Genomic DNA, 25,413 nt, shown 5'->3' on the forward strand with positions numbered 1-25,413 from the left:
AGAGAGATATCTATGGCACAGCTTTCGCATGGCTTCGGAATTACCGGTTTCGGTTACTCGTTCGGCGAGGACCAGAATGTCGAAGAAGTAGCGGCAACCTATGTCCCCGATCCGGAACGCATTCTCCGGTGGGGTTACCACACCTTCCACCGGGCCCCCGACGACGTCACCACGACCGACCTGGCCGCCGAGGCCGCGCGCGACGCCCTCGCCCGCACCGGGCTCGACGCCGACGACGTGGACCTCCTGGTGCTGGCCACCTCCGAGCACCCCGAATACCCCCACTGGGACGGGTCGGCGGCGCTGGGCCGGGCCCTGAAGATGGAGAGCCGGCAGACCCTGCTGCTGAACGAGGGCTGTGCCTCGGGTGTCACCGGACTGGGCATCGTGGCCGGCGTCCTCGCCGTGCAGCCGGAGATCAACACCGTGCTGTTCGTCGCGGTGAACCGCGTCAGCGAGTTCCACCGCAACCGCATGACGGTCAACAACGCGGTGCACAGCGACGGCGCCGTGGCCGCGGTCCTGCGGCGCGGGCACGAGCGCAACACCTGGCTGTCCACCGAGCAGTTCACCGTCCCGGAGCTGTGCGACTGGTTCCGTACCGACTACGGCGGCGCGGTGGCGCCCCTGCCCCCGGAGGGCTGGTCGAGCAAGACGGCGCCGGCCGGTCACGTGCGCGTGCAGGAGCACTTCCGGCGCGACCCCGCGGGGCTCCGCGCCTTCGGCCAGGCGGCCATCACCCGCACCCTCGACGTCATCGACGGGGCGTGCAAGCGGGCCGGGGTCGGCCGCGACGAGGTGACGCACCTGATCTACATCAACGACCCGGACGGCATCGCCGACATCGCCGAGCCGCTCGGCCTCCCCCTGGAGCGCACCAGCTCCGAACTGGCCAAGGCGCACGGGCACATGGGCTCCGCCGACCAGCTCACCGCGCTCGGCGAGCTGATCGAGCAGGGCGTGGTGGCCCCCGGCGACCTGGTCGCGCTGACCGGGATCTCCATCGGGATGCGCTGGTACTGCTCCCTCGTCCGGGTCTGACCCGCGGCCGACAGGAAGGCACCGTCATCGTGAGCGAGAGCGAGAGCGAGAACCCGGCGGGCGCCCTGCGCGCGGCCGTACGGGAACGGCGCATGCCCGGCCCCCGCACCCGCCGGGCACTGCTCCAGAGCGACGATCCAACCCTGGCCCGGCAGGCCGGCCGGATCCTGAAGAACCTGACCGTGGACGGGGACCGGCCCCGCGAGGTCGAGGTGGCCGTGCTGGCCACCTGCACCATCGGACCGTTCGAACCCCTGCTGCGCGCCCAGCTGGTGGGCGCCGGACTGCTGCCCACCGTGCGCGCCGCGGACTACGGCACCTTCGACATGTCCCTGGCCACCGGGTCGTTCACCCGCGACGGCGACCCCGGGCTGGTCCCGGTGCTGCTGGACGCCGGATACTTCCTGCCGGGGGACTGGAGCGCCGCCGAGCCGGACGTGCTGGAGAAGCACGTCGAGGGGCGGCTGGAGGAGTTCCGCACCCTGCTGGCCGGCGCCCTGCAGCACACCGCCGCCACCGTCGTCGTGCACACCGTCCCGCTGCCCGCGCAGGTGCGCCACGGCATCATCAGCGTGCGCGCCCGGTCCCAGGTGGTCCGCGCCTGGTACCAGCTCAACGCGGCCCTGCTCGCCCTCGGCGAGGAGCACGCCCAGGTGGTCGCCGTCGACCTCGTCGGCGAACTGGCCGAGACACCGGTCCAGGCGGGCGACGTACGGCTGTACCGGTACGGCGACCTGCCCTACGGCGACGACGCCCTGCTGCTGCTGGCCCGGCTCGTGCGCCGGGTCGCCCAGGCCCGGGCGGGACTGTCCCGCAAGGTGCTGGCCCTCGACCTGGACAACACCCTGTGGGGCGGCGTGCTCGGGGAGGTCGGTGCCCAGGGCGTCCAGCTGGGCGGCCTGTACCCGGGCAACTGCTACACCGAGCTGCAGCGCACCGTGGCACGGCTCCGTGAGCAGGGCGTCATCCTCGTCCTGGCCAGCAAGAACGACCAGGACCAGGTGGACCGGGTCCTCGCCGAGCACCCGGACGTGGTGCTGCGGCCCGACACGTTCTCCGTGCGGATGGTCGACTGGTCGGCCAAGGCGGGCAATCTGCGCCGGGCGGCCGAGTCGCTGTCCCTGTCGACGGAGTCGTTCGTCTTCATGGACGACTCCGACTTCGAGCGCGCGCAGGTCGGCGACGAACTGCCGGAGGTCGCGGTGGTCTCCGCGGCCGGCGACCCCGCGTACCTGGTGGACTCGCTGCTGCGGGACGGCTGGTTCGACGTCGTGGCACTCACCGACACCGACCGCAAGCGCCCCGAGCTGTACCGCAACCGTGCGCTGCGCGGGGACTTCTCGTCCGGGTTCGACTCCTCGGAGGACTTCCTCAAGGCGCTGGACCTCGGTGTCGAGGTGGCGCCCGCCACGGAGTACACGATCAGCCGGATCTCCCAGCTCGCCGCCCGCACCAACCAGTTCAACCTGACCGGGATCCGCTACGACGAGGCGGCCACCCGGCGGATGAGCGAGGACGACGGCCACCTGGTGCTGTCCGTGTCGGTCACCGACCGCTTCGGCGACGAGGGCATCGTCGGCGCCCTGTGGGTGGAGCGCACCCCGGACGTGTGGCGGGTCCTCAACCTCGTCCTGAGCTGCCGGGTGCTGAGCCGGGGCGTGGAACGGGCCGCCGTCGGCTGGCTCGCCGGCGAGGCCGCGAAGGCCGGTGCCCGCACGGTCGAGGGCCACTTCCGGCGCTCCGACCGCAACGGCGTGGCCGCGGACTTCTGGACCGGCGCCGGATTCGCCCCGGCCGCTTCCGCGGAGGAGACGGCCGCCGCCGACGCCCAGGTCTTCACCCTCGACGCGGCCACCGCGGCGGGGATCGCACCCGAATGGATCGCACTGAACGAAAGGAATGGATCCCCGCATGAGTGAATCGGATTCGATCGAGGAGTCGGTGACCGAAATCATCGCCGACGTGCTGGGCGCCGACCCCGCGGACATCCCCGCCGACGCGGCACTCGCGGCACTCGGGTGGGACAGCATGAATTCGATGGAAGCCCTGGTGCGCCTGGAAAAGGAGTGCGCCGTCAGCCTCGACCTGCGGTCCTTCCACGCCGCTTACACCGTCACCGAGATGGTCGCGCTGATCGAGAAGGTCCGGGCCGGTGAGTCGTCCCGTCCGTGAGACGACGCCCCCATTCGCAGCAAGGAACTCCACCAGGAACTCCGGGAGGTACCAATTGCGGCACCAAGAAGTCGAAGTCCTCGCCATAGGCGCCGGTCCGGCGAATCTCGCGCTCGGCATCGCGCTGGAGGAGCTGGCGCCCAAGGAGCTGGCCGCCGGCACCCTGATCATCGAGCAGCACGACGACACGGTCTGGCAGCGCGGCATGATGCTGCCCTGGACCCAGAGCCAGGTCTCCTTCCTCAAGGACCTGGTGACGCTGCGCAACCCGCGCAGTGAGTTCTCCTTCGTCAACTACCTGTACTCGATCGGCCGGCTCGACGAGTTCATCAACCTCGGCACGTTCACGCCGTACCGCTCGGAGATCTCCGGATACCTGCAGTGGGTGGCCTCCTCGCTGCGCGAGGTGCAGGTCGAGTACGGCCGCCGGTGCGTGTCGATCGAGCCCGGTCCGGTCCAAGGCGGCGAGGTCTCCCACTGGCTGGCGCGGACCGCCGACGGCTCGGTCATCACCAGCCGGAACCTGGTGATCGGCGCGGGCCGGGACGCGTACGTGCCCGCCGAGCTCACCGGGCTGCCGGAGCACCGCGTCATCCACAGCACCCGCTACTCCGAGCGGATCGAGCAGGTCGACCCGGGCGAGGTGCGCAGGATCGTGGTGATCGGGGGCGCGCAGAGCGCCGCCGAGCTGCTGTGGGCCGCCTACCAGCGCTTCCCCGAGGCGCAGTGCACGATGCTGATGCGCTCGATCGGGCTGAACGCCTACCAGACCAGCAAGTTCACCAACGAGCTGTTCTACCCGTCCTTCATCGACGACTTCTACGCGACCCGGTCCGAGACCCGCCGCCAGGTGCTGCGCGAGATGCACGTCACCAACTACGCCGGGCTCGCTCCGGCCATGCTGGAGACGCTCTACCGCGAGATGTACCAGGAGCGGCTGCGCGGCACCGAGCGCATGCGGATGCTCACCCTGACCGACGTGGCGGGCGCCCGCATGGACGGCGACGAGGTCGTCCTGGAGACCGTCGACCGCAAGTCCGGCGACCGCGCGGAGCTGCGCTGCGACCTCGTCCTGCTCGGCACCGGCTTCGTGCGGGACATGCCCGCGATGGTGCGGGAGCTGGCCGCGGCGGCTGGCGCCGGCGAGGCCACCGTCGACCGCAACTACCGGATGCGGCTGCCGGAGTCGTTCACCGCCAACTGCTACCTCCAGGGCGTCAACGAGGCCACGCACGGCATCGCCGACTCCCTGCTGAGCGTGCTCGCCATGCGCTCCAAGGACATCGTGACCGACCTGCTGGCCCGCCGCGGCGCCGCGTCCGACGAGGCCCTGCTCGCCACGGCCCTGTGAGCGGACCCCGCCCAACTTCGTCAGCGCAACGAGCGGCAGAGGAGACGAACGTGGAAATCCGAGAGCTCGACCGGGACAACCTCGCACCGGACAACGGTCTGCGCGCCCAGCGCCTGTTCCCCTGGCCGGACCTGAACGCCCCCTTCGAGGGCTCCTGGTGCGTCGTACCGCCCGGCGCGGAATCCGGCCCGCACAGCCACCACGAGTACGAGGTCTGGATCGCCATGACCGGTGCGGCGGCGATCATCAGCGAGGGCCGGAAGGTGCCCTTCACCGCCGGTGACGTCGTCCACTTCAAGCCCGGTACCCGGCACCAGGTCGTCAACGAGTCGGACGCCGACTTCCAGATGTACGCGGTCTGGTGGGACGCCGAGCTGGCCGAGCGGTTCAGCGCCCGGCACCAGGAGGAGACGGCATGAGCGAGCGCGCCGAGCGCCGCGCCGTCGTCGTCGCGGCGACCCCCACCCCCAACGGCGACCTGCACATCGGGCACATGGCCGGCCCGTACCTCGCGGGCGACGTCTACAGCCGCTACCTGGCGGCCGACGGCCGGGACGTCATCTACACGACCTGCACCGACGACAGCCAGACCTACGTCACCACCACGGCCCGCCGGCTCGGCGTACCGCCGGAGCAGCTGTGCGCCACGTCCAGCGCGCAGATCGAGCGGACCATCACCGCGATGGGCCTGTCGATGCAGGGCCTGCCCCCCGTCGACGACCGCTACCGGGCCACGGTGCTGGAGTTCTTCACCCGGCTGCACGAGGCCGGCCGCCTGCGCGAGCGCACGGTGCGGCTGCCGTACGCGGAGCAGACCGGCCGGTACCTGTACGACGGCCTGATGACCGGCCACTGCCCGGTGTGCCTGACCGGCAGCAGCGGGGGCGTGTGCGAGGGGTGCGGACACCCCAACAACGCCGACGAACTGCTCGGCCCGCGGTCGGTGCTGGAGCCCGACTCCCCGGTGACCATCCGGGAGGCGACCATCCTGGTGCTGCCCATGGAGGAGTACCGGGACCGGCTGACCTCCTACTTCGCCGAGCGGCTCCCCCGCTGGCGGCCGCACGCCGCCCAGCTGGTCCGCGAGCTGCTGGCCCGTCCGCTGCCGGAGATACCGGTGACGGTGCCCGGCGACTGGGGCATCGAGGCGCCCTTCCCGGAGACGCCGGGGCAGATCCTCTACCCCTGGGTGGAGGCCATGCCGGCCGTCATGTACAGCACCTGGTGGTCGGCCGCGCAGCGCGGCGAGGCCACCGACAGCGTCGACGAGCTGTGGCGGGCCGAGAACGGGACCGAGCTCGTGTACTTCCACGGCTTCGACAACGTCTACCACTGGGGTCTGATGGACCTCGTGCTGCTGATGGCGCACGGCGACCGCTACGTCCTGCCCGAGGCCAACATCAGCAACGAGTTCTACGACCTGGAGGGCGAGAAGTTCTCCACCAGCCGCAACCACCTGATCTGGTCGGCGGACCTGCTGGCGGAGGTGCCCAGGGACCTGGTCCGCTTCTACCTGGCGCTGACCGCACCGGAGTACCAGCGCACCAACTTCAGCACGGCGGCCCTGACCGAGGTGACCGGGCGGCGGCTGACCGGGCCCTGGAACCGGCTGGCGGAGGCGCTCGCCGCCATCGCCCCGGCCGGCTCCGCGAGCCCGCTGCCGACCACCGCGGTGGGCCGGGCCCGGGCCGCCGGGATCATCGAACGGTTCCGCCTCACCTACGGGCTGGAGTCGTTCAGCCTGGGCCGCAGCGCCGAGAACGTCACCGCCGCGGTCGGCCGGCTGGCGGTGGCGGCCCAGGACGCGCTCGAGGGCGACGACCCGCTCGTCGCCGGCGACCTGCTGCTCCAGGTGCGGGCGCTGCTGGCCTGCGCCGCTCCGCTGCTCGTCGACACGGCGGCCGAGGCGGCGGCCGCGGGTGTGGAGCTGGCCCTGAACGCCGAACAGCCCGAGAAGATAGCGCCGTTCGCCCTGCCGCGGCTGCCGCTGGCCACCCGGGACGGCGCCGGACGCACGGAGGTGGCGGCATGAAGCTGCTCACGCTGGAGACGGTGCAGTACCTGAACTACTACCACGGCCGCTACCGGCAGGTGGAGGACCTGGGCGTCGACCTCTACGTGCTCAACGGGGAGGGCACGGAGGACTTCTGGCGGGCCGACCGCTATCGGACCGCGGGCTCCCGGAAGATCGACGACATCGTCGCCAGGGCCCGGGAATGGCACGCGGAGGAACGTTTCGACGGTGTGATCACCTTCTCCGAGTCCTCCGTCATCACCGTCGCCGCGGTCGCCGACGCGCTGGGCCTGCCGGGCATCGGCGTACCCGCCGCCGTGTGCAGCCGGAACAAGTACCTGATGCGGCAGGCCTACGAGCGGGCCGGCGCCCCGATCCCGTCCTTCCGGCTGGTGGAGAGCCTGGACGACGCGCTGGCGGCGGCGGCCGACTTCGGCTACCCGGTCATCCTGAAGCCGACCCTGGGCGCGGGCAGCCACTTCGTCTTCCGGGTCGACACCCCCGAGGAGATGGCCGTACGGCACGCCCAGGCGGCCGAGGGCATCCGCGACCTGTTCTGGGTCAACTCCGAGGCCGAAGGAGTGGACCTCGGCCCGAACGGGCTGCTCGTGGAGTCCTTCCTGGACGGCCGCGAGTACCTGATGGAAGCCGTCGTCTGGGACGACGACGTCTACCTCGGCTCGGTGGTGGACCGCATCACCGCCGAGGGCGGCACCTTCGACGACGACGTCCACCACGCGCCCACCTCGCTGGGACCCGAGGAGATCGAGAAGGTCCGCCGGGCCGTCCTGGCCGGGGCGCACGCCCAGGGGCTGCGGCGCAGCGTGCTGCACGCCGAGGTCAGGTACCACGACGGCGAGCCCCACCTGCTGGAGATCGCCGCCCGCGTCGGCGGGGGCGGCCTCGACCTCATCGCGCGCAAGACGGCCGACCACGACCCGATCAGGGCCGTGGTGGACATCGGGCGCGGCGTGCGGCCCGACGTACGGCACTTCCGGCCGACCGGCACCCACATCACCGCCATGTGCCTGATCAGCGAGGCGGGCGTGGTCGACCACGTGGAGGTGCCGCCGGAGGTCGCCGAGTCGGACCGGGTCTTCCTGCTGAAGATCACCGCCCGGCCGGGCGACGTGATCCGCCGGCCCCCGGACGGCAACACCATCCTCGGCTTCCTGGGGACGACGGGAGCCTCCCAGGAGGAGGCGTTCCGCACGATGACCGACTTCGCCTCCCGGATCAAGGTCACGTTCCGCCGGCCGGCTCCGCAGGAGTCCGCCGCGGTCTCCTGACCCCCGCCCCACCGTCCGACGACTCCCGTCCCACCTCTGCGCAAGGAGAACCGACAGTGCAGCAAGACACCACGCCCGCACCCCGCAGCACCGCGGCCGAGGGCGGCCGCCCCGTCCGGACGGTGCGGCCCCGGCGCTACCTGATGTGCTCGCCGGTCCACTTCGACGTCGTCTACTCCATCAACCCCTGGATGGAGCCGGAGAAGCCGACCGACACCGCCCTCGCCGTCGCCCAGTGGGAGCGGCTGCGCAGCCTCTACCTCGGTCTCGGCCACCAGGTCGAGCTGATCGAACCGGTCCCCGGCCTGCCCGACATGGTGTTCGCGGCCAACGGCGCCACCGTCGTCGACGGCAAGGTGCTGGCCGCCCGGTTCCGCCACGAGCAGCGCGCCGACGAGGGCCCGGCCTACGCCGACTGGTTCCGTGCGCACGGGTACCAGGTCCACGACGGCGAGCACATCAACGAGGGCGAGGGCGACTACCTCGTCACCGGGGACCGGATCCTGGCCGGCACCGGCTTCCGCACCGACCGGCGCTCGCACGCCGAGGCGGAGCGCTTCCTGGGCCTGCCGGTGGTGACCCTGGAACTGGTCGACCCGCGCTTCTACCACCTCGACACCGCCCTGGCCGTGCTCGACCACGAGGAGATCATGTACTACCCGGCGGCCTTCACCGCCGAGAGCCGCCGGAAGCTGCGCGACCTGTACCCGGACGCGATCGAGGCGACGGAGGACGACGCGGCGGTGTTCGGGCTGAACGCGGTGTCCGACGGCCGGCACGTGCTGCTGCCCGAGCAGGCCACCCACCTCATCGACGCGCTGTGGAGCCGCGGTTTCGTGCCGATCGGCGTGGACCTGTCCGAGCTGCTGAAGTCCGGCGGCAGCTCCAAGTGCTGCACGCTGGAGATCCGCGACCGGGTGCCGGGGGCCGACGCATGATCAACTACGACGGGCGCCGGTTCCGCCCGGCCGAGGCGGAGGCCGAGGGACGTACGGCGGTCTACCGGCAGGAGGGCGACCTGCTGTGGGGCAGCTTCTCCGGCGGCAGGGCCCGGCGCGGCTCGCTGACCGGCGTCTGCGCCCCCGACGGCTCCCTGGACTTCGCGTACTCCATGGTCCTGGACGACGGCGAGGTGGTGTCCGGGCGCTGCCGCAGCACCCCCGAGATCCGTGCGGACGGCGGCGTGGACCTGCGCGAGGAGTGGGTGCGCTACGGGGCCCACGCGGCGCAGGGCGTCTCGTACCTGAAGGAGGTCAGGTCATGACGTCGTCCACGCCCAGGAAGGGCGGCACGGTGACCTGGGCCTGCGCCCCGGGGTTCCCGCCCGCGGTGATCTTCCCCTTCACTCCCGCGGAGCGGATGGGGACCCGGAACATCTACGAGTTCCAGATGCTGATGTACCGGCCGCTGTACTACTTCGGCAGCCGCGGCACCCCGGACGTGGACTACGCCCAGAGCATCGGCGAGCCGCCGCAGTGGAGCGAGGACGGACTGACCGTCACGGTGAAGGTCAAGCCGTGGAAGTGGTCCAACGGCGAGACCCTGTGCGCGGACAACGTGCTGTTCTGGGTGAACCTGATGAAGGTCAAGGGCGACCGGTACGGCGAGTACGTGCCCGGGTACTTCCCGGACAACCTGACCTCGTACGGCAAACTCGCCGAGGACACGGTCTACTTCACCTTCGACAAGGCCTACTCGAAGAAGTGGGTGCTGATGAACCAGCTCAGCACCATCACCCCGCTGCCCAAGGCCTGGGACCGCACCGCGGACGGACCCGCCGACGCCTCCGGCGGCCTGGCCGACGTGGCCGCCGTCTACGACTACCTGATGGCGGAGCAGGGCGACATCGTCGACGAGGGCAACGAGCACCGCACCCGGTGGGCCGACAGCCCCATATGGAGCGTGGTCAGCGGCCCCTGGCGCCTGAAGAGCTACACGCTGGAGGGCCTGGTCACCTTCGTGCCCAACGAGCACTACTCCGGGCCCGACAAGCCGTACCTGGACGAGTTCCGCCAGGTGCCGACGTTCTCGGACGACGAGGAGTACGAGCTGCTCAAGGCCGGCCCGCGCGCCGAGGGCGGCATCCAGGTCGGCTACCTGCCGCTCAGCTTCGCCTCCGAGCCGGCCACCGACCCCACCGTGGGCGGGCCCAACCCGCTGGCGGAGCACTACACGCTGGTGCCGCAGGCCGCCTTCTGCATCCGCTACTTCTGCCTCAACTACAACAACCCCACGGTGGCCGGGAAGATCTTCCGGCAGACGTACTTCCGGCAGGCGCTGCAGAGCACGCTCGACCAGGACTCCGCCGTGCGCGACATCTACCAGGGCTACGCCTACCGGCAGAACGGCCCCGTGCCGATGGTCCCGGCGACCGACCTCGTCTCCCCGCGGCAGCGCGAGGGAGCCTGGCCGCTGCCGTTCGACGTCGACCGCGCCCGGGAGCTGCTGGCGGCCAACGGCTGGGACACCAGCACGACGCCTGCGGTCTGCGTGAACCCCGGCACCGGACCCGGCCAGGCCGGCGAGGGCATACCGGCGGGCACCAAGCTGAGCTTCTCGCTGCGCTACGTGGAGGGGCGCCCGGCACTGACCCGGCTGATGGAGAAGTACCAGAAGGACGCCGCCGCCGCCGGCATCGAGCTGCGCATGGAGGAGGTGTACGGCTCGGTGCTCGTCGCCGAGGACGCGCCCTGCAGTGCCGGACCCGACTGCCTGTGGGAGATGACCTGCTGGAACGGCGGCTGGGCCTACCACTACCCGAGCGGCGAGATCCTGTTCCAGACCGGCGCGGGCGGCAACTTCGGCAACTACACCGACCCCCGGGCCGACCAGCTCATCGAGGCGTCCGTCACCTCGGACGACCTGGAGGCGCTCTACGCCTACCAGGACTTCATCGCCGAGCAGGTGCCGGTCATCTTCACACCGAACTTCCCCATCAGGCTCTTCGAGGTGTCGAACGACCTCGGGGGATTCGGGCCGGTGAACCCGTTCGGGATGATCAACCCCGAGAACTGGTACTACCGCGAGGACACGTGACGTGAGCCTGTCCGTGTCCTCGGTGTCCCCCGTGTCCCCCCTGGGGGCGCACGCACTGCTGATGTTCCTCCTCCAGGTCGGGGTCCTGCTGGGGTCGGCCGTCCTCCTCGGCGGGCTGGCCCGGCGGGCCGCCCTGCCCTCCCTCGCCGGCGAACTCGTCGCCGGCGTGGTGCTGGGGCCGTCCCTGCTCACCCCGCTGGCCCCCGGCTTCGCGGCCTGGCTGCTGCCCCGGCAGCCGGACTCCATGCACCTGCTCGACGCGGTGGGACAACTCGGCGTGCTGCTGCTGGTGGGCATCACCGGCATGAACGTCGACCTCGGGCTGGTCCGCCGCAAGGGCAGGGCCGCCGTCCTGGTGAGCGCGGGCGGCCTCGTGGTGCCCTTCGCCGGCGGTCTGGCCGTGGCCCTGGCGCTGCCGGCCGCGCTCCTCGCCGACGGCGTGGACCGCACCGTCTTCGCCCTGTTCACGGGGGTCGCGCTGTGCGTCAGCGCGCTGCCGGTCATCGCGAGGACCCTGCTCGACATGGGGCTGCTCCACCGCGACATCGGACAGCTGATCGTCGGCGCGTCCGTGGTCGACGACATCGCCGGCTGGCTGCTGCTGTCCGTCGTCTCGGCGATGGCCACCACCGGCGTGCACGGCCCGGACATCGTCTGGTCCGTGGTCTGTCTCGCCGGGCTCCTCGCCGGTGCCGTGTTCCTGGGCCGCCCGCTGGTCCGCCGCCTGCTGCGGTGGTCCGGCCGGTCCGGCAACGGCGAGTCCCTGCCCGCCCTGTGCACGGTGCTCATCGTGCTGGGGGCGGCGGCCAGTCACGCCCTGCACATGGAGGCGATCATCGGCGCCTTCCTCGTCGGGGTCCTGATCGGCTCCTCGGGGGAGGCCGACCGGGAGCGGCTGGCCCCGCTGCGGGTCTTCGCCGTCACCGTCCTCGCCCCGCTGTTCTTCGCGACCGCGGGCCTGCGGATCGACCTGACCGCCCTGGCCCGCCCCGAGGTGGCCGGCTCGGCCCTGCTCGTGCTGGCCGTCGCCATCGCCGGCAAGTTCGCCGGGGCGTACGCGGGGGCCAGGGCGGGCCGGCTCGGTCACTGGGAGGGACTCGCGCTCGGCGCGGGGCTGAACTCCCGCGGGGTGATCGAGGTGATCATCGCGATGGTCGGGCTGCGGCTCGGGATCCTCACCACCGAGATGTACACGATCATCGTCCTGGTCGCGATCGTGACCTCCGTGCTCGCCGCGCCGTTGCTGCGCGCCGCCGTACGCCGCATGCCCGTCACCCGCGAGGAGCGGGTGCGGGAGCGGGTGATGGCCGGCGAGCCGGTGCTGGAGTCGAATTCCTGACGCATACGCGACGAATTTCCGACGCTCCGGATTCCCACCTCGTATCCGGCACTAGCGTGAGGCCGACCCGTCCACGTCCGTGCACGCTCGGCCACCCCAAGTCCTGAAGGGAAAAGGCAATATGACACAAGTGCAGCCGGCGACGGGGCAGCGGCCGCTGCTGCTCGTGGTGGCCACGGGCATGCGGACGTATCGCGAGTATCTGCTGCGCTCCATTCGCAGCGAGTTCGACATCCACCTCTTCCATGTGGACGAGCCCACCTGGGAGAAGGAGTACATATCCGGCTGGACGGTCCTGCCCAGCACCCTGAACGGCCCGGCGATGGCCGACGCGGCCCGCCGGCTGCACGCGGACACGCCCGTCGCCGGCGTGCTGTGCTGGGACGAGGGACGCATCCACGCCGCCTCCTACGTGGCCGAGGCGCTCGGACTGCGCAACGGCGAGCCGGACGTGATCTGGCGGCTGCGCGACAAGGGCCAGACCCGCGCGGCCCTCGACGCCGCCGGGGTCGCGCAGCCCCGTTCCCTGCCGGTCAAGACGCTCGACGAGGCCCTGGCCGCGGCCGGCCGGATCGGCTACCCGGTGATCCTCAAGCCGCGCGGACTCGGGGCCAGCCTCGGTGTCGTACGCATCGACGGCGCCGCGGAGCTGGCGGAGAAGTTCGCGTTCACCGCCGGGATGAAGGGGCCCGACCCCGAGCCGCTGCTCTACAGCACCGACCAGCCGGTCCTCGTCGAGGAGCTGGTGACCGGAGCGGAGATCAGCGTCGACGCGGTCGTCCAGGACGGCAAGGTGACGCCCCTGTTCATCGGCCGCAAGGTCGTGGGCTACCCGCCGTACGCGGAGGAGACCGGCCACTTCGTGGACGGTGACGATCCGCTGCTCACCGATCCGCAGCTGCTGGACGCCCTCCAGGACACCCACACCGCGCTCGGCTTCCGGGACGGCTGGACCCACAGCGAGTTCATGCTGACCGCCGCCGGCCCGCGCCTGATCGAGGTCAACGGCCGGCTCGGCGGCGACATGATCCCCTACCTGGGCATGCTGGCCACGGGCATCGATCCGGGGCTGGCGGCGGCGCGGGCCGCCTGCGGCATCACGCCCGACGCCGCCCCGTCCCGCCGTCGGGTCGCGGGCATCCGTTTCTTCTACGTCGAGCACGACGACACGCGGATCGAGTCCGTCACGTTCCGCGAGACGGGCCTGCCCGCCGGGGTCGAGGAACTGGTGGCCGTGGCCAGGCCCGGCGCCGTCGTGTCACCTCCGCCGAAGGGCACGGTGTGGGGGCGGATCGCCTTCGCCATCGCCACCGGCGACTCCGTCGAGGAGTGCGGCGCCGTACTGGACGCCGCCGAGTCGGCACTGGACGTGCGAAGCGATCACAACGCCCCCATGCGAGAGATGAGTTGAACGTGCATGGCAACTGAGGAGAAAAAAGACGAGAACGTGGCGATCTGGGCCACGTTCAGGAATTCGTCGGCGGCCGTGAAGACCATCCTCGCGGGCGTGCTGCTGAGCAAGCTGGGCGGATTCCTCAACGTCTTCATCGTGCTCTACCTGACCTACCGCGGCTACTCCGACAGCGAGGCGTCCTACGCACTGGGCGCCTACGGAGCGGGCGGCGTGGCCGGCGTGCTGCTCGGCGGCACCCTCGCGGACCGCCTCGGCGCCCGCAACGCCACGATCCTGGGCATGGCCGGCACCGCGGTCCTCACCGCGGCGCTGCTCCACCTGCCCAACTACCCCTCGCTCGTCGTGGCGGTCGTCCTGGCCAGCCTCATGGCCCAGCTCTACCGGCCGGCCGCGGCCGCCCTGCTCTCCGAACTCACCTCGGGCAGCAGCCAGGTCGTCGTCTTCGGCATGTACCGGTGGTGCCTGAACGTGGGGGCCATGGCCGCGCCCATGGTCGGCCTCGGCCTCTACCACCTCGGCGGGGAGAGCTACACCCTGCTGTTCTGGGGCGAGGCGGTGATCGCGCTGGCCTACGCCCTCGTCGCGGCCGTCGTCCTGCCCCGCCGGGCCGCGCGGGCTGCGACGGACACGGCCGCGTCCGAGGAGGAGAGCACGGCCGGGGGGTACCGGGCGATGCTCCGCGACCGCCGGTACGTGCTGTACCTGACGGCCACCCTGTTCAACGCGATCATCTACGTGCAGTACCTGTCCACGCTGCCGCTGGACGTGGAGGCCCACGACTTCGACCTGTTCTGGTACACGGCCGCGGTCTCCCTCAACGGCTTCCTGGTGATCGCCTTCGAGCTCCCGCTCACGAAGGTGACCCAGCAGTGGCGCACGAAGATCACGGTGGGTGTGTCCTTCGCCCTGGTGGGCCTCGGCGTGGCCCTGTACGGCATGCCGATGGGCGCCGCCGTGATCATCGGCGCCACCCTGGTCTGGACGCTCGGTGAGATCATCGGCGGCCCCGCGATCTTCGCCCACCCGGCGACGGCGGGCCCCGCGCACCTGCGCAGCCGGTACATCGGCGCGTTCCAGTTCATGCACGCGCTCGGCACGGCCATCGGACCGGTCCTCGGCGGCCTGCTGTTCGTACGGCTCGGCCACGACGTCTGGCCGCTGCTCGGTGTGATCGGCCTGGCCGCGGCGGGACTCGGCGTCGCCGCCGTCCGTACGCCTGCCCCGGACCGGACCGAGCCGGCCGACGAGCCGGCCGTGCAGCCGGCCGAGGCGTAGCCCCCCCCCGCACACGAGGAACGGCCGCCGGCCCGCATGGGCCGGCGGCCGTCGTGCTGCCGTCGCGGCGGCCGGTCAGCCGGTCGCCAGGCTCCGGGCGAACTCCTCCAGCGCCGGGCCCGGTACGGGCACCACCGAGGTCTGGTAGCTCGCCATCATCTCCGGCACCACCTCGTCGTACTTCGCCAGCCACTCGTCAGTGGCGTACACCGACTGCGACAGGGCCACCCGCTCCTCCTCGGAACGGAAGGCGCGCAGCAGGTAGTAGCCGTCCTCGTCGTTCCGGGACGGCCCGTGCGCGACCACGGTGATGCCGCAGTCGCGCATGAGCGGGATCGTGCCGTCCCTGCTGATGCGGTGGAACTCCTCCCGCAGTCCCGGCTTCACGGTGAACAGCCGGATCTCCAGCAGCCATGGTGCCGCGTCGCTCATGTCTTCTCCTCGACTGGTCACTTGACCCGGACTCCGGCCTTCCAGACCCCGGTGATGTGCTCGGGCTGCGCCAGCACCTCGATGTCCACGAGCGGGTCCTCGTCGAGGACCAGCACGTCGGCGTCGTACCCCTCGCGCAGCTGCCCCGACAGCGGCGCCTGCGGTCCCAGGGTGGCGGGGCCGGTCGCGGTGCCGGCCTCGATGGCCTCCAGCGCGGTCATGCCCGTCTTCACCAGCAGCGGCAGCTCGCGTCCGTTGCGGCCCCACGAGTCGGGCAGCTCGGTGCCGGTGAGCGCGATGTCGGTGCCCGCGGCGATCGTCACGCCCTGCTCGCGGGCGATGGTGAGGGCCTCCGCGTGCCGGCCGGCCGTCGCCTGCAGCTTCTTCAGGGCGTACTCCGGCAGCATGTGGCCGTTGTCGAGCAGCTCCTGGAAGATCGTGCGCGTGGTGACGAGGATGGCCCCGCACTCGCGCATGGCCACGGCGGCCTCCTCGTCGAGGTACGTGCCGTGCTCGATGGTGGTGACCCCGGCCTCCAGGGACGCCATGATGCCCGGCTTGCCGTGGCAGTGCGCGGCGACGATACGGTCCGCCATCCCGGCGACCTCCACGATCGCGCGCAGCTCGGCGTCCGTGAACTGCTGGTGCACCGGGTGGTCGACCTCGGACAGCACACCGCCGGACGCGCACACCTTGATGAGCTTGGCGTTGCGGCGCAGCTGCTCCCGCGCCGCCCGTGCGCACTCCGCGGGCCCGTCGGCCAGCCGCAGCTCACCGCCGAGGTGCCCGAAGTCCTCCACCCAGGACGTCGGGTAGCTGTGCAGGTCGGCGTGGCCGCCGGTGGTCGACAGGGTGGTGCCGGCCGGGTAGACCGACGGGCCCAGGACGGTGCCCTCCTCGATCGCCCGGACCAGGTGGATGCCCAGGCCGCCGGTCTCCCGTACGGAGGTGACCCCGGCGTTCAGCGCGGCCCGCAGATCGGTGGTGATGCGGGCCGCACGCAGGGCGATCGGTTCCTGGGGCAGCACGCTGAGGTCCGCCGAGCGCAGACCCATGAAGTGGCCGTGGCAGTCCCACAGTCCCGGCATCACCGTGCGGGCGCGGACCGTGTCCGCCTGTGGGGTCGGGGGGGCCTCGGTGGCGGGACCGGCGTAATCGATGGTCTTCCCGTCGAATACGACCACGCCGTTCTGAATCGGTTCGCCGCGACCGGGGATTAACTGTTCCGCTTCGATTCGCTGCAACATGCAGGGAGCAAACCAAAGGGGTGTTCCCCTGACAACCGGTGTTCGGGAAGGCTAGTTGCCCCTGACGGGCGCGATTCCGTTCACGGCGTCAGAACGGCGCCCGCGTCCACGGAATTCCGGGCCAGTTGCGCGGCCCGGTGCCGGAACACATGCCGGTACGTCTGCGGGGAGACGGTGGTGACCCGGCCGAAGTGGTAGCGGAGATTGGCGGCCGTGCCGAACCCGGTGCGCCGCGCGATGTGCTCCACCGGTTCGTCCGTGGTCTCCAGCAGCTCCTGCGCCAGCCGGACCCGCTGCTGGAGCAGCCACTGCAGCGGGGTGATGCCGAGCCGGTCCCGGAACCGGCGCGCGAACGTGCGCTCGCCCAGCCGGGCGACCCGGGCGAGCTGCGGAACGGTCAGCGGCTCGTGCAGCCGCTCCTGCGCCCACTGCAGCACCGGCGCGAGGTCGTCGCTCGCCTCCGCCCGCACCAGGGGCTTGGTGTACTGCGACTGGCCGCCCTCCCGGTGCGGCGGTACGACCATCCGGCGGGCCACCTCGTTGGCGACGGCCGCGCCGTGGTCCTGGCGCACCAGGTGCAGGCACAGGTCGATGGCCGAGCCGGTGCCGGCCGAGGTGAGGATGTCGCCCTCGTCGGTGTAGAGCGCGGAGGGGACGAAGTCGACGTCGGGGAAGCGGTGCGCGAAGTCCCCGGCGTTCATCCAGTGCGTGGTCGCCGTACGGCCCGTCAGGAGTCCCGCGGCGGCCAGCACGTAGGCGCCGGTGCAGATCGAGACGATCCGCTTGCCCCTGCCGTGGGCCTCGCGCAGCACCTCCACCAGCCGCGCGGGCGGATCGAGCTGGACCGGCCGGGCGCACGCGGAGACGAGGATGGTGTCGGCGTCGAGCAGGTCGTCGAAACTGTAGGGGGTGCGCACCTGCAGACCGGCCGCCGTGCGCAGCGGGCCGGACGGGTCACCGCACATGCGCAGCTCGTACCAGGGGTCCACGAGATCGGAGCGGTCGGTCCCGAACACCTCGCACGGCACGGCCAGTTCGAACGTCGGTGTGGCATCCGTGACGGCGATCGCGATGACGTGGGGACGCATGTCGGTAATTTAGCGCACGTTGTCAAAACAGCCGATGGTGCGGACGGAAGTCCCGAGGCCATGCTGGCCCGCATGAGCGAAGCAACGTCAGAACCCTCCGGGGGAACCCTCAGCGCGGTCCAGGGCACCGCGATGTACGTGGGCGCCGTGCTCGGCACCGGTGTCATCGCCCTGCCCGCACTCGCCGCCGAGAAGGCCGGCCCCGCGTCGCTGCTGGCCTGGCTGGCCCTGGTCGTCCTGTCGGCTCCGCTGGCCGCCGCCTTCGCCGCTCTGGGTGCCCGCTACCCCGACGCGGGCGGGGTGTCGACGTACGCCAGGAAGGCGTTCGGCGAGCGTGCCTCCGCCGTCGTCGGCTGGTGCTTCTACCTCGCCGTACCGCCGGGCGCGGCCGCCGCGGCCCTCTTCGGCGGCGCCTACGTCTCCTCCGCCGTGGGCGGCGGCACCACCACCACGACCGTCACCGCCGCCGGGCTGATGGTCGTGGTCACCGGCGCCAACACGATGGGCCTGCGCGTGACGGGACGGTTCCAGTTCATGCTGGCCGGGCTGCTCGTCACGCTGCTGCTGATCTCCGTCGCGCTGTCGCTGCCGAAGGCGGACACGGCCAACCTCGAACCCTTCGCCCCGCACGGCTGGTCCGCGGTCGTGCCGGCGGCCGCGCTCCTGGTCTGGAGCTTCGCGGGCTGGGAGGCGATCACCCACCTGGCCGGCGAGTTCAAGCGCCCGGCGCGCGACCTGCCCCGGGCCACCTACTCGGCCGTGGTGATCGTGGGCACGCTGTACCTGCTGGTGGCCTTCGCGGTCATCGTCGTCCTCGGGGCCGGCGCCTCCCACTCCGACGCCCCGCTCGGCGACCTGATGGCCCGGGGCCTGGGCGGCAACGCCCGCTACCTCGCCGCGGGCGCGGCACTGCTGCTCACCACCGGCGCCATGAACGCCTACTACGCCGGTGCCGCCAACCTCGGTGCCGCCCTCGCCCGCGACGGCGCGCTGCCCGGCTGGATGTCCCGCGGCAGCGTCGCCGGAGAGGTGCCGCGGCGCAGCCTCGCCGTCGTGTCCGCCCTGTCCTTCCTGGCCCTGTTCGCCGTGGAGCTCACCGGCCTGGGCACCGAGCCGCTCGTCCTGCTCACCACCGGCTCGTTCGTGGCCGTCTACGCGGTCGGCGTGGCCGCCGCCGTACGGCTGCTCCCGAAGGGGACCAAGGGACACGCCTCCGCGCTGGGCGCGTGCGTCGCCGTGGCGGCCCTGCTGATCATGGCCGGCCTCTACCTGCTCTGGCCGCTGGTCGTCGCCGGCGCCGCCCTGCTCTACCTGCGGCTGAACCGGCGCCGCCGCGCACTGGCCGAGCAGGCCGTCGTACCCCCGGTGCCGCCGCTGGAGACGGCCGCCGACGCGCAGGAAGCGGCATCGTGACCCTCCCGGCGCACACCGCGGCCACGCCCGCCGCGTGGTCGCCCCCGACCGTACGGAGCCTGCACCTCGCGGTGGCCGCCTTCCTGGGCCGGGACGTCGACGCGCCGGCTCCGCCGGTGACGGCCTCGTACGCGCCGCTGGCGCACGACGACCCGCCCGCCGCGCTGAAATGGCTGAACTCCTGGGGATGCAGGATCCGCTATCCCCGCCCCGGCGAGGCGGACGTCTTCGGTCCCGCACTGCGCGCGTGGACAGCGCGCTGGTACCCGCTCCTCCCGGGCCCGGACACCCCGCTGCGCGAACTCACCGACGACGACATCGCGCCCCTCGGCGAGTGCTACGCCGACCTGTCCGCGCTCCGCGTCGGCCCGCCGGAGCGCCCCCGCACCCTGGGCGCGACCGCCGCCTCGAAACTCCTCCACGGGCTGCGCCCGCGCACCCTCGTCCCCTGGGACGAGGCCATCGCCCGCAGGCTGCACGGCGCCCGGGACGCCGCGGCCTACGTGGCGCACCAGCGGCTGAACCGGGACTGGGCCCGGCGCGTCCTGGCCGACAGCGGCCTGGAGGAGGAAGAGCTCGCCGTCCTGTACAGGTGTCCCGGACGGCCACTCGCGAAGATGCTGGACGACTACGCGTACATCACATTGACTCGAACGGACACAAGGTGATCCTTCGTATAGACCACATCGGGCTGGCCACCGAGGACCCCGATGGTGTTGCCGCCTTCATGACCACGCTCGGCATGCGCAAGTACGACGAAGGGCACGCCGACGACTACGGGGTGGCCTGCGAGTTCTGGCAGTTCGGGGGCGGCCTGGGCAACCCGGCCGTGGAGATCGTCTCCCCGACCCAGGAACGCTCCGCCATCAGCGGCCGCCTGCAGCGCCAGGGCGCGGGGCTGTACCACATCGCCTTCGAGGTCGACGACCTCGAAAGCGAGACGGCCCGGCTGCGCGCCCAGGGCTTCACGGCGGTCGACGCCCAGCCCTGCAAGGGGGCGCGCGACGGGATGACGGTGGTCTTCCTGTACGCCCCGGCGCCGGCCAGCCTGCTGATCGAACTGGTCCACTACGCACCGGACCGGGGGTGCGGCGCGTGATCACCCTCGACGACGTCCGCGCGGCGGCACTGCACCTGCCCCGCACCCAGGAGCATCTGGTCCGGGAGTACGTGAAGTTCAAGGTCGGCCGCATCGTGTACGCCTCGGTCTCCCCGGACGAGACCACGATGGGCTTCGCCTTCCCCCGCGAGGAACGCGAGTCCCTGATCGCCTCCGAGCCCGACAAGTTCCAGCTGCCCCGCGCCTCCGACCTGCGCTACAACTGGGTCCAGTTGCGCATGCCGGCCCTCACCCCCGAGGAACTGGCCCCCCTCGTCGTGGACGCCTGGCTGATGGCGGTCCCCAGGTCCGTCGGCGAGGCCTACCTGGAGTCACTGCCCGCGCAACCGTGACACCGCCGGCCCGGCCGGGCCCACCACCCCGGCCGGGCCGCTGCGTTCACGCCCCCCTGCGACACGGACACCGACCCGGTGTCCTTGTGATCACAATAAAGTCACACGCCTTCGCGGGTTCTTCACATCTCCCTCCGGTGGATTATCTTCTTGCTACTTACAACTTTGGGGGACGAACTGCCGCCAGGCGGGGTATCTGCCTGATTCCGGCATGAAGCGGTCTGCTTCGGATTTCGTCGAAGCGGCCGGCCTCCCCCTGCCCAGGGGGACATGACGCCGCTCGCACCCCTGTAGCCACCGGCGAAGCAAATGGAGTGTGAGCATGGCAGCCACCGCTGCACCGGATCCCGCCGTGCCCGGGGGAGCGGCTGACAGTGACGAGCCGGCCCCCCGCCTGACCGTCATAGGTACGGGCTACCTCGGGGCCACCCATGCGATCTGCATGGCCACCCTGGGCTTCCACGTCCTCGGCGTGGACGCGGACGCGGGGAAGGTCGGCAAGCTCAACTCGGGCGAAGTGCCCTTCTTCGAACCGGGACTTCCCGAGCTGCTGACGAAGGCACTCGACTCCGGCCGCCTGCGGTTCACCACGAGCTTCGCCGACGCTGCGGAATTCGGCGACGTGCACTTCATCTGTGTCGGCACCCCGCAGCAGCCGGGTTCGGACGCCGCGGACCTGCGATACGTGGACAGCGCGGTCACCGAGCTGGCGGCACACCTTCGCCGGCGTGCCCTCGTCGTCGGCAAGTCGACCGTGCCGGTCGGCACGGCTGCCCGGCTCACCGAGCTGGTGCGGCGTGTCGCTCCTGCCGGACGGGAGGTCGAAGTCGCCTGGAACCCGGAGTTCCTGCGCGAGGGGTACGCCGTGGACGACACATTGCACCCCGACCGGCTGGTCTTCGGGGTGTCCTCCGACTGGGCCGAGAGCCGGCTGCGCGCCGCCTTCGGCCCCGTCATCGACGAGGGGACGCCGGTCGTGGTCGCCGATCTGACGACGGCGGAGCTGGTGAAGATGGCCGCCAACTCCTTCCTCGCCACGAAGATTTCCTACATCAACGCCATGGCCGAGATCTGCGAGGCCACCGGTGGTGATGTCACCCGGCTCGCCGAGGCGCTGTCCCACGACGACCGGATCGGCGGCCGCTTCCTCAAGCCTGGCCTGGGGTTCGGCGGCGGATGTCTGCCCAAGGACATCAGGGCCTTCGCCCACCGCGCCGAAGAGCTGGGCGTAGGCCAAGCGGTCAGCTTCCTGCGGGAAGTGGACGCGATCAACAAGCGGCGCCGGGAACGCACCGTGGAGCTCGTCGCGGAACTCGTCGGCGGCAACCTCACGGGCGTGCGAGTGGCGGCACTGGGTGCGGCCTTCAAGCCGAACTCGGACGACATCCGCGACGCTCCGGCCCTCGACGTCGCCACCGCGCTGCATCGGCTCGGGGCGCAGGTGACGGTCACGGACCCGGCGGCCACGGACAACGCCCGACGGGGCCATCCCGAACTCACCTACGCCGCAGACGCGATGTCCGCGGCGGCGGGCGCCGATGTCGTCGTACTGCTCACCGAGTGGAACGAGTTCCGTCTCGTCGACCCCGAGGCGATGGGTGCCGTCGTCGCGCGAAAGCGCATCATCGACGGCCGGCACGCACTGGATCCGGCCCAATGGCGCGCGGCGGGCTGGGAGTACCGCGCCCTCGGCCGTCCCTGATCCCTGCTTCGCCACATGGTCAACCTGAAAAAGACGTCGGTTTGCCGCGCCTCGTTGCCTGATGTGTCACAGGTCACAGTCCACCAGGCCTGAAGTCCTTCAACGTTCACATATGATCTTCACGCTTTCTACAAAAAATCTTCACTTCTGGGGGGAGTTCTCTATGTCGGACGGTCAGCAGCTCGCCGCGACCGGCGCCGGTGGTCTCACGGTCGCCGGGGTGACCATCTACACCGGGTGGTGGATGGTCGCCGTGGCCGCCAGCGTGGTCCTGGCGGGAATCTTCGTGACCCGTATGGGCTTCCGCAGGCGCCAGTCCGTGGGCGAGGAGTGAGCCGCGGACACCGCGAGCAGGAACCGGTGCTGTCCGCCTGGCAGCACCGGTCGGGCTCCGTACTGATCGCCATCTGCGGGCTGGCTCTGCTCACCGTCTGGACCGCCCACCACGTACTCGTCGTCTCCAGCTGGGACTCACGGACCACCGGACGTCTGTCCTTCGTGTGGCTCGGCACCTTCGTGCTCTTCGCCATCCAGGTCACGCTCTACCACCTGGACCGGCCGACCCGCGTCCCCGCCAAGGCGCGGGAGCGTCTGGACCGACTGCACGTGTCGATCCTGATGCCGGTCTACAACGAGGACCCCGGCTACCTGAAGCTGGGTCTGGAGTCCTTCCTGCAGCAGACCCGCCGGCCCGACAGCGTCCATGTCGTCGACGACGGCTCCACCACCACGGACTACGCGGCCGTGCGTGACTGGTGGCTGGCAGCAGCTCCGCAGGCGGGCGTGCACACCACGTGGCAGCGGGTACCGAACGGCGGTAAGCGGCACGCTCAGGCGCATGGTGTCGGAGCCAGCCCGGAGGCGGACGTCTACATCACGGTGGACTCCGACTCCTACCTCGACCCGCACGCGGTGGAGGAGATCCTCAAGCCGCTCTCGAAGCGCCGCGTGCAGTCGGTGGCAGGCATCGTCATCGCGACGAACAACAAGGGCCCCGGCCGCCCCGTCTACAGCCCGCCACAGGGCCAGGCGTCCCGTGGGGCGGTCCGGCAGGCCAGGAGGCAGCACCGCAAGGCGCTCCTGCACTGGCGCAGCAGCCAGTTGCTGGCCCGGACGACCGACCTGTGGTTCGTCACCTCGCAGATGGTCGACCGTTCGGGGCAGTCCGCCGTGGGCGCCGTCATGGTCAACTCGGGGCCGCTGGCGGCCTACCGCGCCGCCGTCGTCCGGGAAAACCTGGGCTCCTACCTCAACGAGACCTTCATGGGCCGCGGCGTCGCGTTCAGCGACGACAGCATGCTCACTCTGTACGCGCAGGAACGCGGCCTGACGGTCCAGCAGACGACAGCCATCGTCTTCACGGCCATGCCGGAACGCTGGAACCACTTCGGGCGGATGTACCTGCGGTGGATGCGCGGTTCCACGATCCGCTCCATCTGGCGCATGCGGTACCTGTCCCTGGCCCGGCCCGCCTTCTGGCTCCACGCGATGCGCTGGATCCAGATGGTCCTCACCCAGATGGTGACCGTGTGGCTGCTGGTGGTGGAACCGGTCGCCTACGACAACAGGCCCCCGCTCAGCATGCTGTGGATACCCTTCCTGCTCGGCTGGGCCCAGGGCCTGCGCTACCTCGGCATCATCCGCACCGACGAGCGGATCCGGTCCCGGTTCCTCACCTGGCTGATGATGCCGCTGGCGATCATCATGGCCTGGACCTGGTTCCGATGGCTTCGCTGGTACGGCATCCTCACCTGCGCCAAGACGGGCTGGGGCACCCGTCAGAACGGCGCCGAAGTCTCCCTCGCGGACGGGACGACATCAGCCCAGGCCCCCGTGCCGGCCGCCGCACCCGTGTACGCGGCCGCGGAACCCTGGTACGAAGACGGCACGTCACCCCAGCAGCACTGGCCGCCCATGGCCTCCACACCCTGAGATCCCGCCTCCGGTACGCCTGCCGACACCGCAGGCGGCCGCCGGCCACGCCACCCCCGGGGAAAGCACCGCCGGCCACGACCCACGAGCCCGGCGACAGACGGCTCCGGTGAGCCGGTCGCCTCGCGGCGGTACCGGTCACCCGGCGTGACTGCCGCCAGGTGCCCAGGACGGGCGGGGAAGAGGATGCGACGCTGGAGTGAGGGGCCCGCGAGCGGAGGCCCGAGCACGTCCCGTCCGGGACCCTCTCCCACGGCCTGACGACCATGTCCCGTGCGGCCCGACGGATGCGGCGCGCAATCGTGCGGCCGGTCCGCGGGCCCGCCGGCCGGGGCACCACCCACCGGGCGTCGCCAGGCGGCCTCACCACGCGGCTCCGGCCCGCCGGGACCGGGACCGCGCGACCGACCCGGAAGGCAGGTCCGTCCCATGCGTACGTCGACCCGTATCGCCGGTGCCCTCACCGGCCTCACCCTCACCCTCGGCGGCGCGGTCCTCAGCGCTCCCGCGGCCCGGGCGGACATCCCCGCCTGCACACGGATGGCCGAACTGGCCGGAGCCACCGCGTCCGACTCCGTCACGGCGGCCTGCAGCCGGGGCGTGGTCGGAGACCTGCAGGGCTGTGTCACCGGGCTGACCGCGGCCGGAGTGGCGGGCGGCGCCGCGACCGGAGCCTGCCGGGCGGCGGCCCACGAACCACGCTAGGAGGACCCCGCGCGACAGCCGCCGGCCCGCACCGGATGCGGCGGGTACGGCCCATCCCCTCCTCGGCCCCGGCGCGCCCGGCCACGACCCGGCTCCGGTGAGCCCTCCTGCCGTAGCTCCCGCCGCAGCGCACGTCACCGCCCGGACACGGCCCCCAGCCCTGCCGCGCGGGCCCCATACGGAGCGCCCATGCTGAGGAGGAGGGCGCCGTCGTCCAGGGCCCCGTCCTTCCCGAAGGCCGCACGAGGGCGCCCGAGAGAAGGAGGAAGTCATGCGCATGCGCAGAATCCTGGGCCTCGCCCTGGCCGCGGCAACCCTTGCCGGTGTGAGTGCCGTCGGCGCCGCCGCCTCGTCTCCGGACATCTCCAGAGACGACTGCACGGCCGCCGGCGGACAGCTCGTTTCACGCCCCTACGCCGGCGACACCTGCGTGCTGCCTGACGGGACCACGCAGGCGATCACCTGACCCAACGGCGCACGGCCGGGCGACCGGTCCGGCCGCCCCCGCCGG

At 71.5% G+C, this 25,413-nt stretch carries 25 protein-coding genes; 22 read left to right on the plus strand and 3 right to left on the minus strand.

The window, feature by feature from the left end; genetic code table 11:
* The first annotated feature begins 12 nt into the window (after positions 1 to 12).
* The 13 genes from IG05_RS0113355 (at position 13) to IG05_RS0113415 (ending at position 14,931) form a co-directional block, all read left to right on the plus strand.
* Complete coding sequence (locus tag IG05_RS0113355; protein WP_030342275.1) at positions 13 to 1,041, plus strand: 3-oxoacyl-[acyl-carrier-protein] synthase III C-terminal domain-containing protein; 1,029 nt, start codon at positions 13 to 15, stop codon at positions 1,039 to 1,041.
* Positions 1,042 to 1,070: 29 nt separating this feature from the next.
* A complete protein-coding gene (locus tag IG05_RS0113360; protein ID WP_107051344.1) occupies positions 1,071 to 2,960 on the plus strand; it encodes an HAD-IIIC family phosphatase in 1,890 nt (629 codons plus the stop codon).
* The gene (locus IG05_RS0113365) at positions 2,953 to 3,213 is read left to right on the plus strand and encodes an acyl carrier protein (RefSeq protein ID WP_030342278.1); all 261 of its coding nucleotides are present in this window, start codon (positions 2,953 to 2,955) and stop codon (positions 3,211 to 3,213) included. Before IG05_RS0113360 ends, IG05_RS0113365 begins: the two co-directional genes overlap by 8 nt.
* A gap of 55 nt (positions 3,214 to 3,268) precedes the next feature.
* Complete coding sequence (locus IG05_RS0113370; RefSeq protein ID WP_037813691.1) at positions 3,269 to 4,564, plus strand: SidA/IucD/PvdA family monooxygenase; 1,296 nt, start codon at positions 3,269 to 3,271, stop codon at positions 4,562 to 4,564.
* Positions 4,565 to 4,614: 50 nt separating this feature from the next.
* A complete protein-coding gene (locus tag IG05_RS0113375) occupies positions 4,615 to 4,983 on the plus strand; it encodes a cupin domain-containing protein (RefSeq protein ID WP_030342281.1) in 369 nt (122 codons plus the stop codon).
* The gene (locus IG05_RS0113380) at positions 4,980 to 6,596 is read left to right on the plus strand and encodes a class I tRNA ligase family protein (RefSeq protein ID WP_051789764.1); all 1,617 of its coding nucleotides are present in this window, start codon (positions 4,980 to 4,982) and stop codon (positions 6,594 to 6,596) included. The genes IG05_RS0113375 and IG05_RS0113380 overlap by 4 nt, the downstream gene beginning before the upstream one ends.
* Positions 6,593 to 7,867 carry an ATP-grasp domain-containing protein gene (locus IG05_RS0113385; protein ID WP_030342284.1) on the plus strand — a complete coding sequence of 425 codons (1,275 nt, stop codon included), beginning with the start codon at positions 6,593 to 6,595 and terminating at the stop codon, positions 7,865 to 7,867. Before IG05_RS0113380 ends, IG05_RS0113385 begins: the two co-directional genes overlap by 4 nt.
* A 56-nt stretch (positions 7,868 to 7,923) precedes the next feature.
* Positions 7,924 to 8,805, plus strand: coding sequence for a dimethylargininase (ddaH, locus tag IG05_RS0113390; RefSeq protein WP_420707595.1), 882 nt, complete (start codon positions 7,924 to 7,926; stop codon positions 8,803 to 8,805).
* Complete coding sequence (locus IG05_RS0113395) at positions 8,802 to 9,131, plus strand: hypothetical protein (RefSeq protein WP_030342288.1); 330 nt, start codon at positions 8,802 to 8,804, stop codon at positions 9,129 to 9,131. The genes ddaH and IG05_RS0113395 overlap by 4 nt, the downstream gene beginning before the upstream one ends.
* Entirely contained in the window at positions 9,128 to 10,903 is a 1,776-nt protein-coding gene (locus IG05_RS0113400) for an ABC transporter substrate-binding protein (RefSeq protein WP_030342290.1), read from the plus strand. Before IG05_RS0113395 ends, IG05_RS0113400 begins: the two co-directional genes overlap by 4 nt.
* A 1-nt stretch (position 10,904) precedes the next feature.
* Positions 10,905 to 12,242, plus strand: a complete 1,338-nt coding sequence (locus IG05_RS0113405; protein WP_267883306.1) for a cation:proton antiporter — start codon at positions 10,905 to 10,907, stop codon at positions 12,240 to 12,242.
* Positions 12,243 to 12,363: 121 nt separating this feature from the next.
* Positions 12,364 to 13,653, plus strand: coding sequence for an ATP-grasp domain-containing protein (locus tag IG05_RS0113410; protein WP_037813697.1), 1,290 nt, complete (start codon positions 12,364 to 12,366; stop codon positions 13,651 to 13,653).
* 6 nt (positions 13,654 to 13,659) lie between these two features.
* Entirely contained in the window at positions 13,660 to 14,931 is a 1,272-nt protein-coding gene (locus IG05_RS0113415) for an MFS transporter (RefSeq protein WP_030342295.1), read from the plus strand.
* Positions 14,932 to 15,006: 75 nt separating this feature from the next.
* Here the strand turns inward: IG05_RS0113415 and IG05_RS0113420 are convergent, their stop codons facing one another.
* From IG05_RS0113420 to IG05_RS0113430, 3 genes are all read right to left on the minus strand, one after another.
* The gene (locus IG05_RS0113420) at positions 15,007 to 15,363 is read right to left on the minus strand and encodes an NIPSNAP family protein (RefSeq protein WP_030342296.1); all 357 of its coding nucleotides are present in this window, start codon (positions 15,361 to 15,363) and stop codon (positions 15,007 to 15,009) included.
* A gap of 17 nt (positions 15,364 to 15,380) precedes the next feature.
* On the minus strand, positions 15,381 to 16,547 hold the full coding sequence (locus IG05_RS0113425) for a metal-dependent hydrolase family protein (protein ID WP_234335848.1): 1,167 nt from the start codon (positions 16,545 to 16,547) through the stop codon (positions 15,381 to 15,383).
* Positions 16,548 to 16,690: 143 nt separating this feature from the next.
* The gene (locus IG05_RS0113430) at positions 16,691 to 17,698 is read right to left on the minus strand and encodes a GlxA family transcriptional regulator (protein WP_051789769.1); all 1,008 of its coding nucleotides are present in this window, start codon (positions 17,696 to 17,698) and stop codon (positions 16,691 to 16,693) included.
* Positions 17,699 to 17,770: 72 nt separating this feature from the next.
* Here IG05_RS0113430 and IG05_RS0113435 point away from each other — a divergent pair, with 72 nt between their 5' ends.
* The 9 genes from IG05_RS0113435 to IG05_RS0113475 all read left to right on the plus strand — a co-directional run bounded on the left by IG05_RS0113435 (position 17,771) and on the right by IG05_RS0113475 (position 25,368).
* Positions 17,771 to 19,111, plus strand: a complete 1,341-nt coding sequence (locus IG05_RS0113435; protein ID WP_078894164.1) for an APC family permease — start codon at positions 17,771 to 17,773, stop codon at positions 19,109 to 19,111.
* Positions 19,108 to 19,779, plus strand: coding sequence for a hypothetical protein (locus IG05_RS0113440; protein ID WP_051789771.1), 672 nt, complete (start codon positions 19,108 to 19,110; stop codon positions 19,777 to 19,779). The genes IG05_RS0113435 and IG05_RS0113440 overlap by 4 nt, the downstream gene beginning before the upstream one ends.
* Positions 19,776 to 20,210 (plus strand): VOC family protein, encoded by a 435-nt coding sequence (locus IG05_RS0113445; protein WP_030342305.1) that lies wholly within the window; start codon positions 19,776 to 19,778, stop codon positions 20,208 to 20,210. Before IG05_RS0113440 ends, IG05_RS0113445 begins: the two co-directional genes overlap by 4 nt.
* Positions 20,207 to 20,563, plus strand: coding sequence for an MmcQ/YjbR family DNA-binding protein (locus tag IG05_RS0113450; protein ID WP_030342306.1), 357 nt, complete (start codon positions 20,207 to 20,209; stop codon positions 20,561 to 20,563). Before IG05_RS0113445 ends, IG05_RS0113450 begins: the two co-directional genes overlap by 4 nt.
* A gap of 322 nt (positions 20,564 to 20,885) precedes the next feature.
* Positions 20,886 to 22,265: a UDP-glucose dehydrogenase family protein gene (locus tag IG05_RS0113455; RefSeq protein ID WP_051789777.1), complete on the plus strand. Its 1,380-nt coding sequence runs from the start codon at positions 20,886 to 20,888 to the stop codon at positions 22,263 to 22,265.
* A 163-nt stretch (positions 22,266 to 22,428) separates the two neighbouring features.
* Positions 22,429 to 22,599 (plus strand): hypothetical protein, encoded by a 171-nt coding sequence (locus IG05_RS0113460; protein ID WP_158838868.1) that lies wholly within the window; start codon positions 22,429 to 22,431, stop codon positions 22,597 to 22,599.
* On the plus strand, positions 22,596 to 24,197 hold the full coding sequence (locus IG05_RS42115; RefSeq protein ID WP_234335849.1) for a glycosyltransferase: 1,602 nt from the start codon (positions 22,596 to 22,598) through the stop codon (positions 24,195 to 24,197). The genes IG05_RS0113460 and IG05_RS42115 overlap by 4 nt, the downstream gene beginning before the upstream one ends.
* 429 nt (positions 24,198 to 24,626) lie before the next feature.
* Positions 24,627 to 24,902 (plus strand): hypothetical protein, encoded by a 276-nt coding sequence (locus IG05_RS0113470; RefSeq protein WP_030342313.1) that lies wholly within the window; start codon positions 24,627 to 24,629, stop codon positions 24,900 to 24,902.
* 271 nt (positions 24,903 to 25,173) lie between these two features.
* On the plus strand, positions 25,174 to 25,368 hold the full coding sequence (locus tag IG05_RS0113475) for a hypothetical protein (protein ID WP_030342315.1): 195 nt from the start codon (positions 25,174 to 25,176) through the stop codon (positions 25,366 to 25,368).
* The last annotated feature ends 45 nt before the right edge of the window (positions 25,369 to 25,413 follow it).

The sequence above is a fragment of the Streptomyces sp. NRRL S-1022 genome, from assembly GCF_000720135.1.
GTDB lineage: Bacteria > Actinomycetota > Actinomycetes > Streptomycetales > Streptomycetaceae > Streptomyces.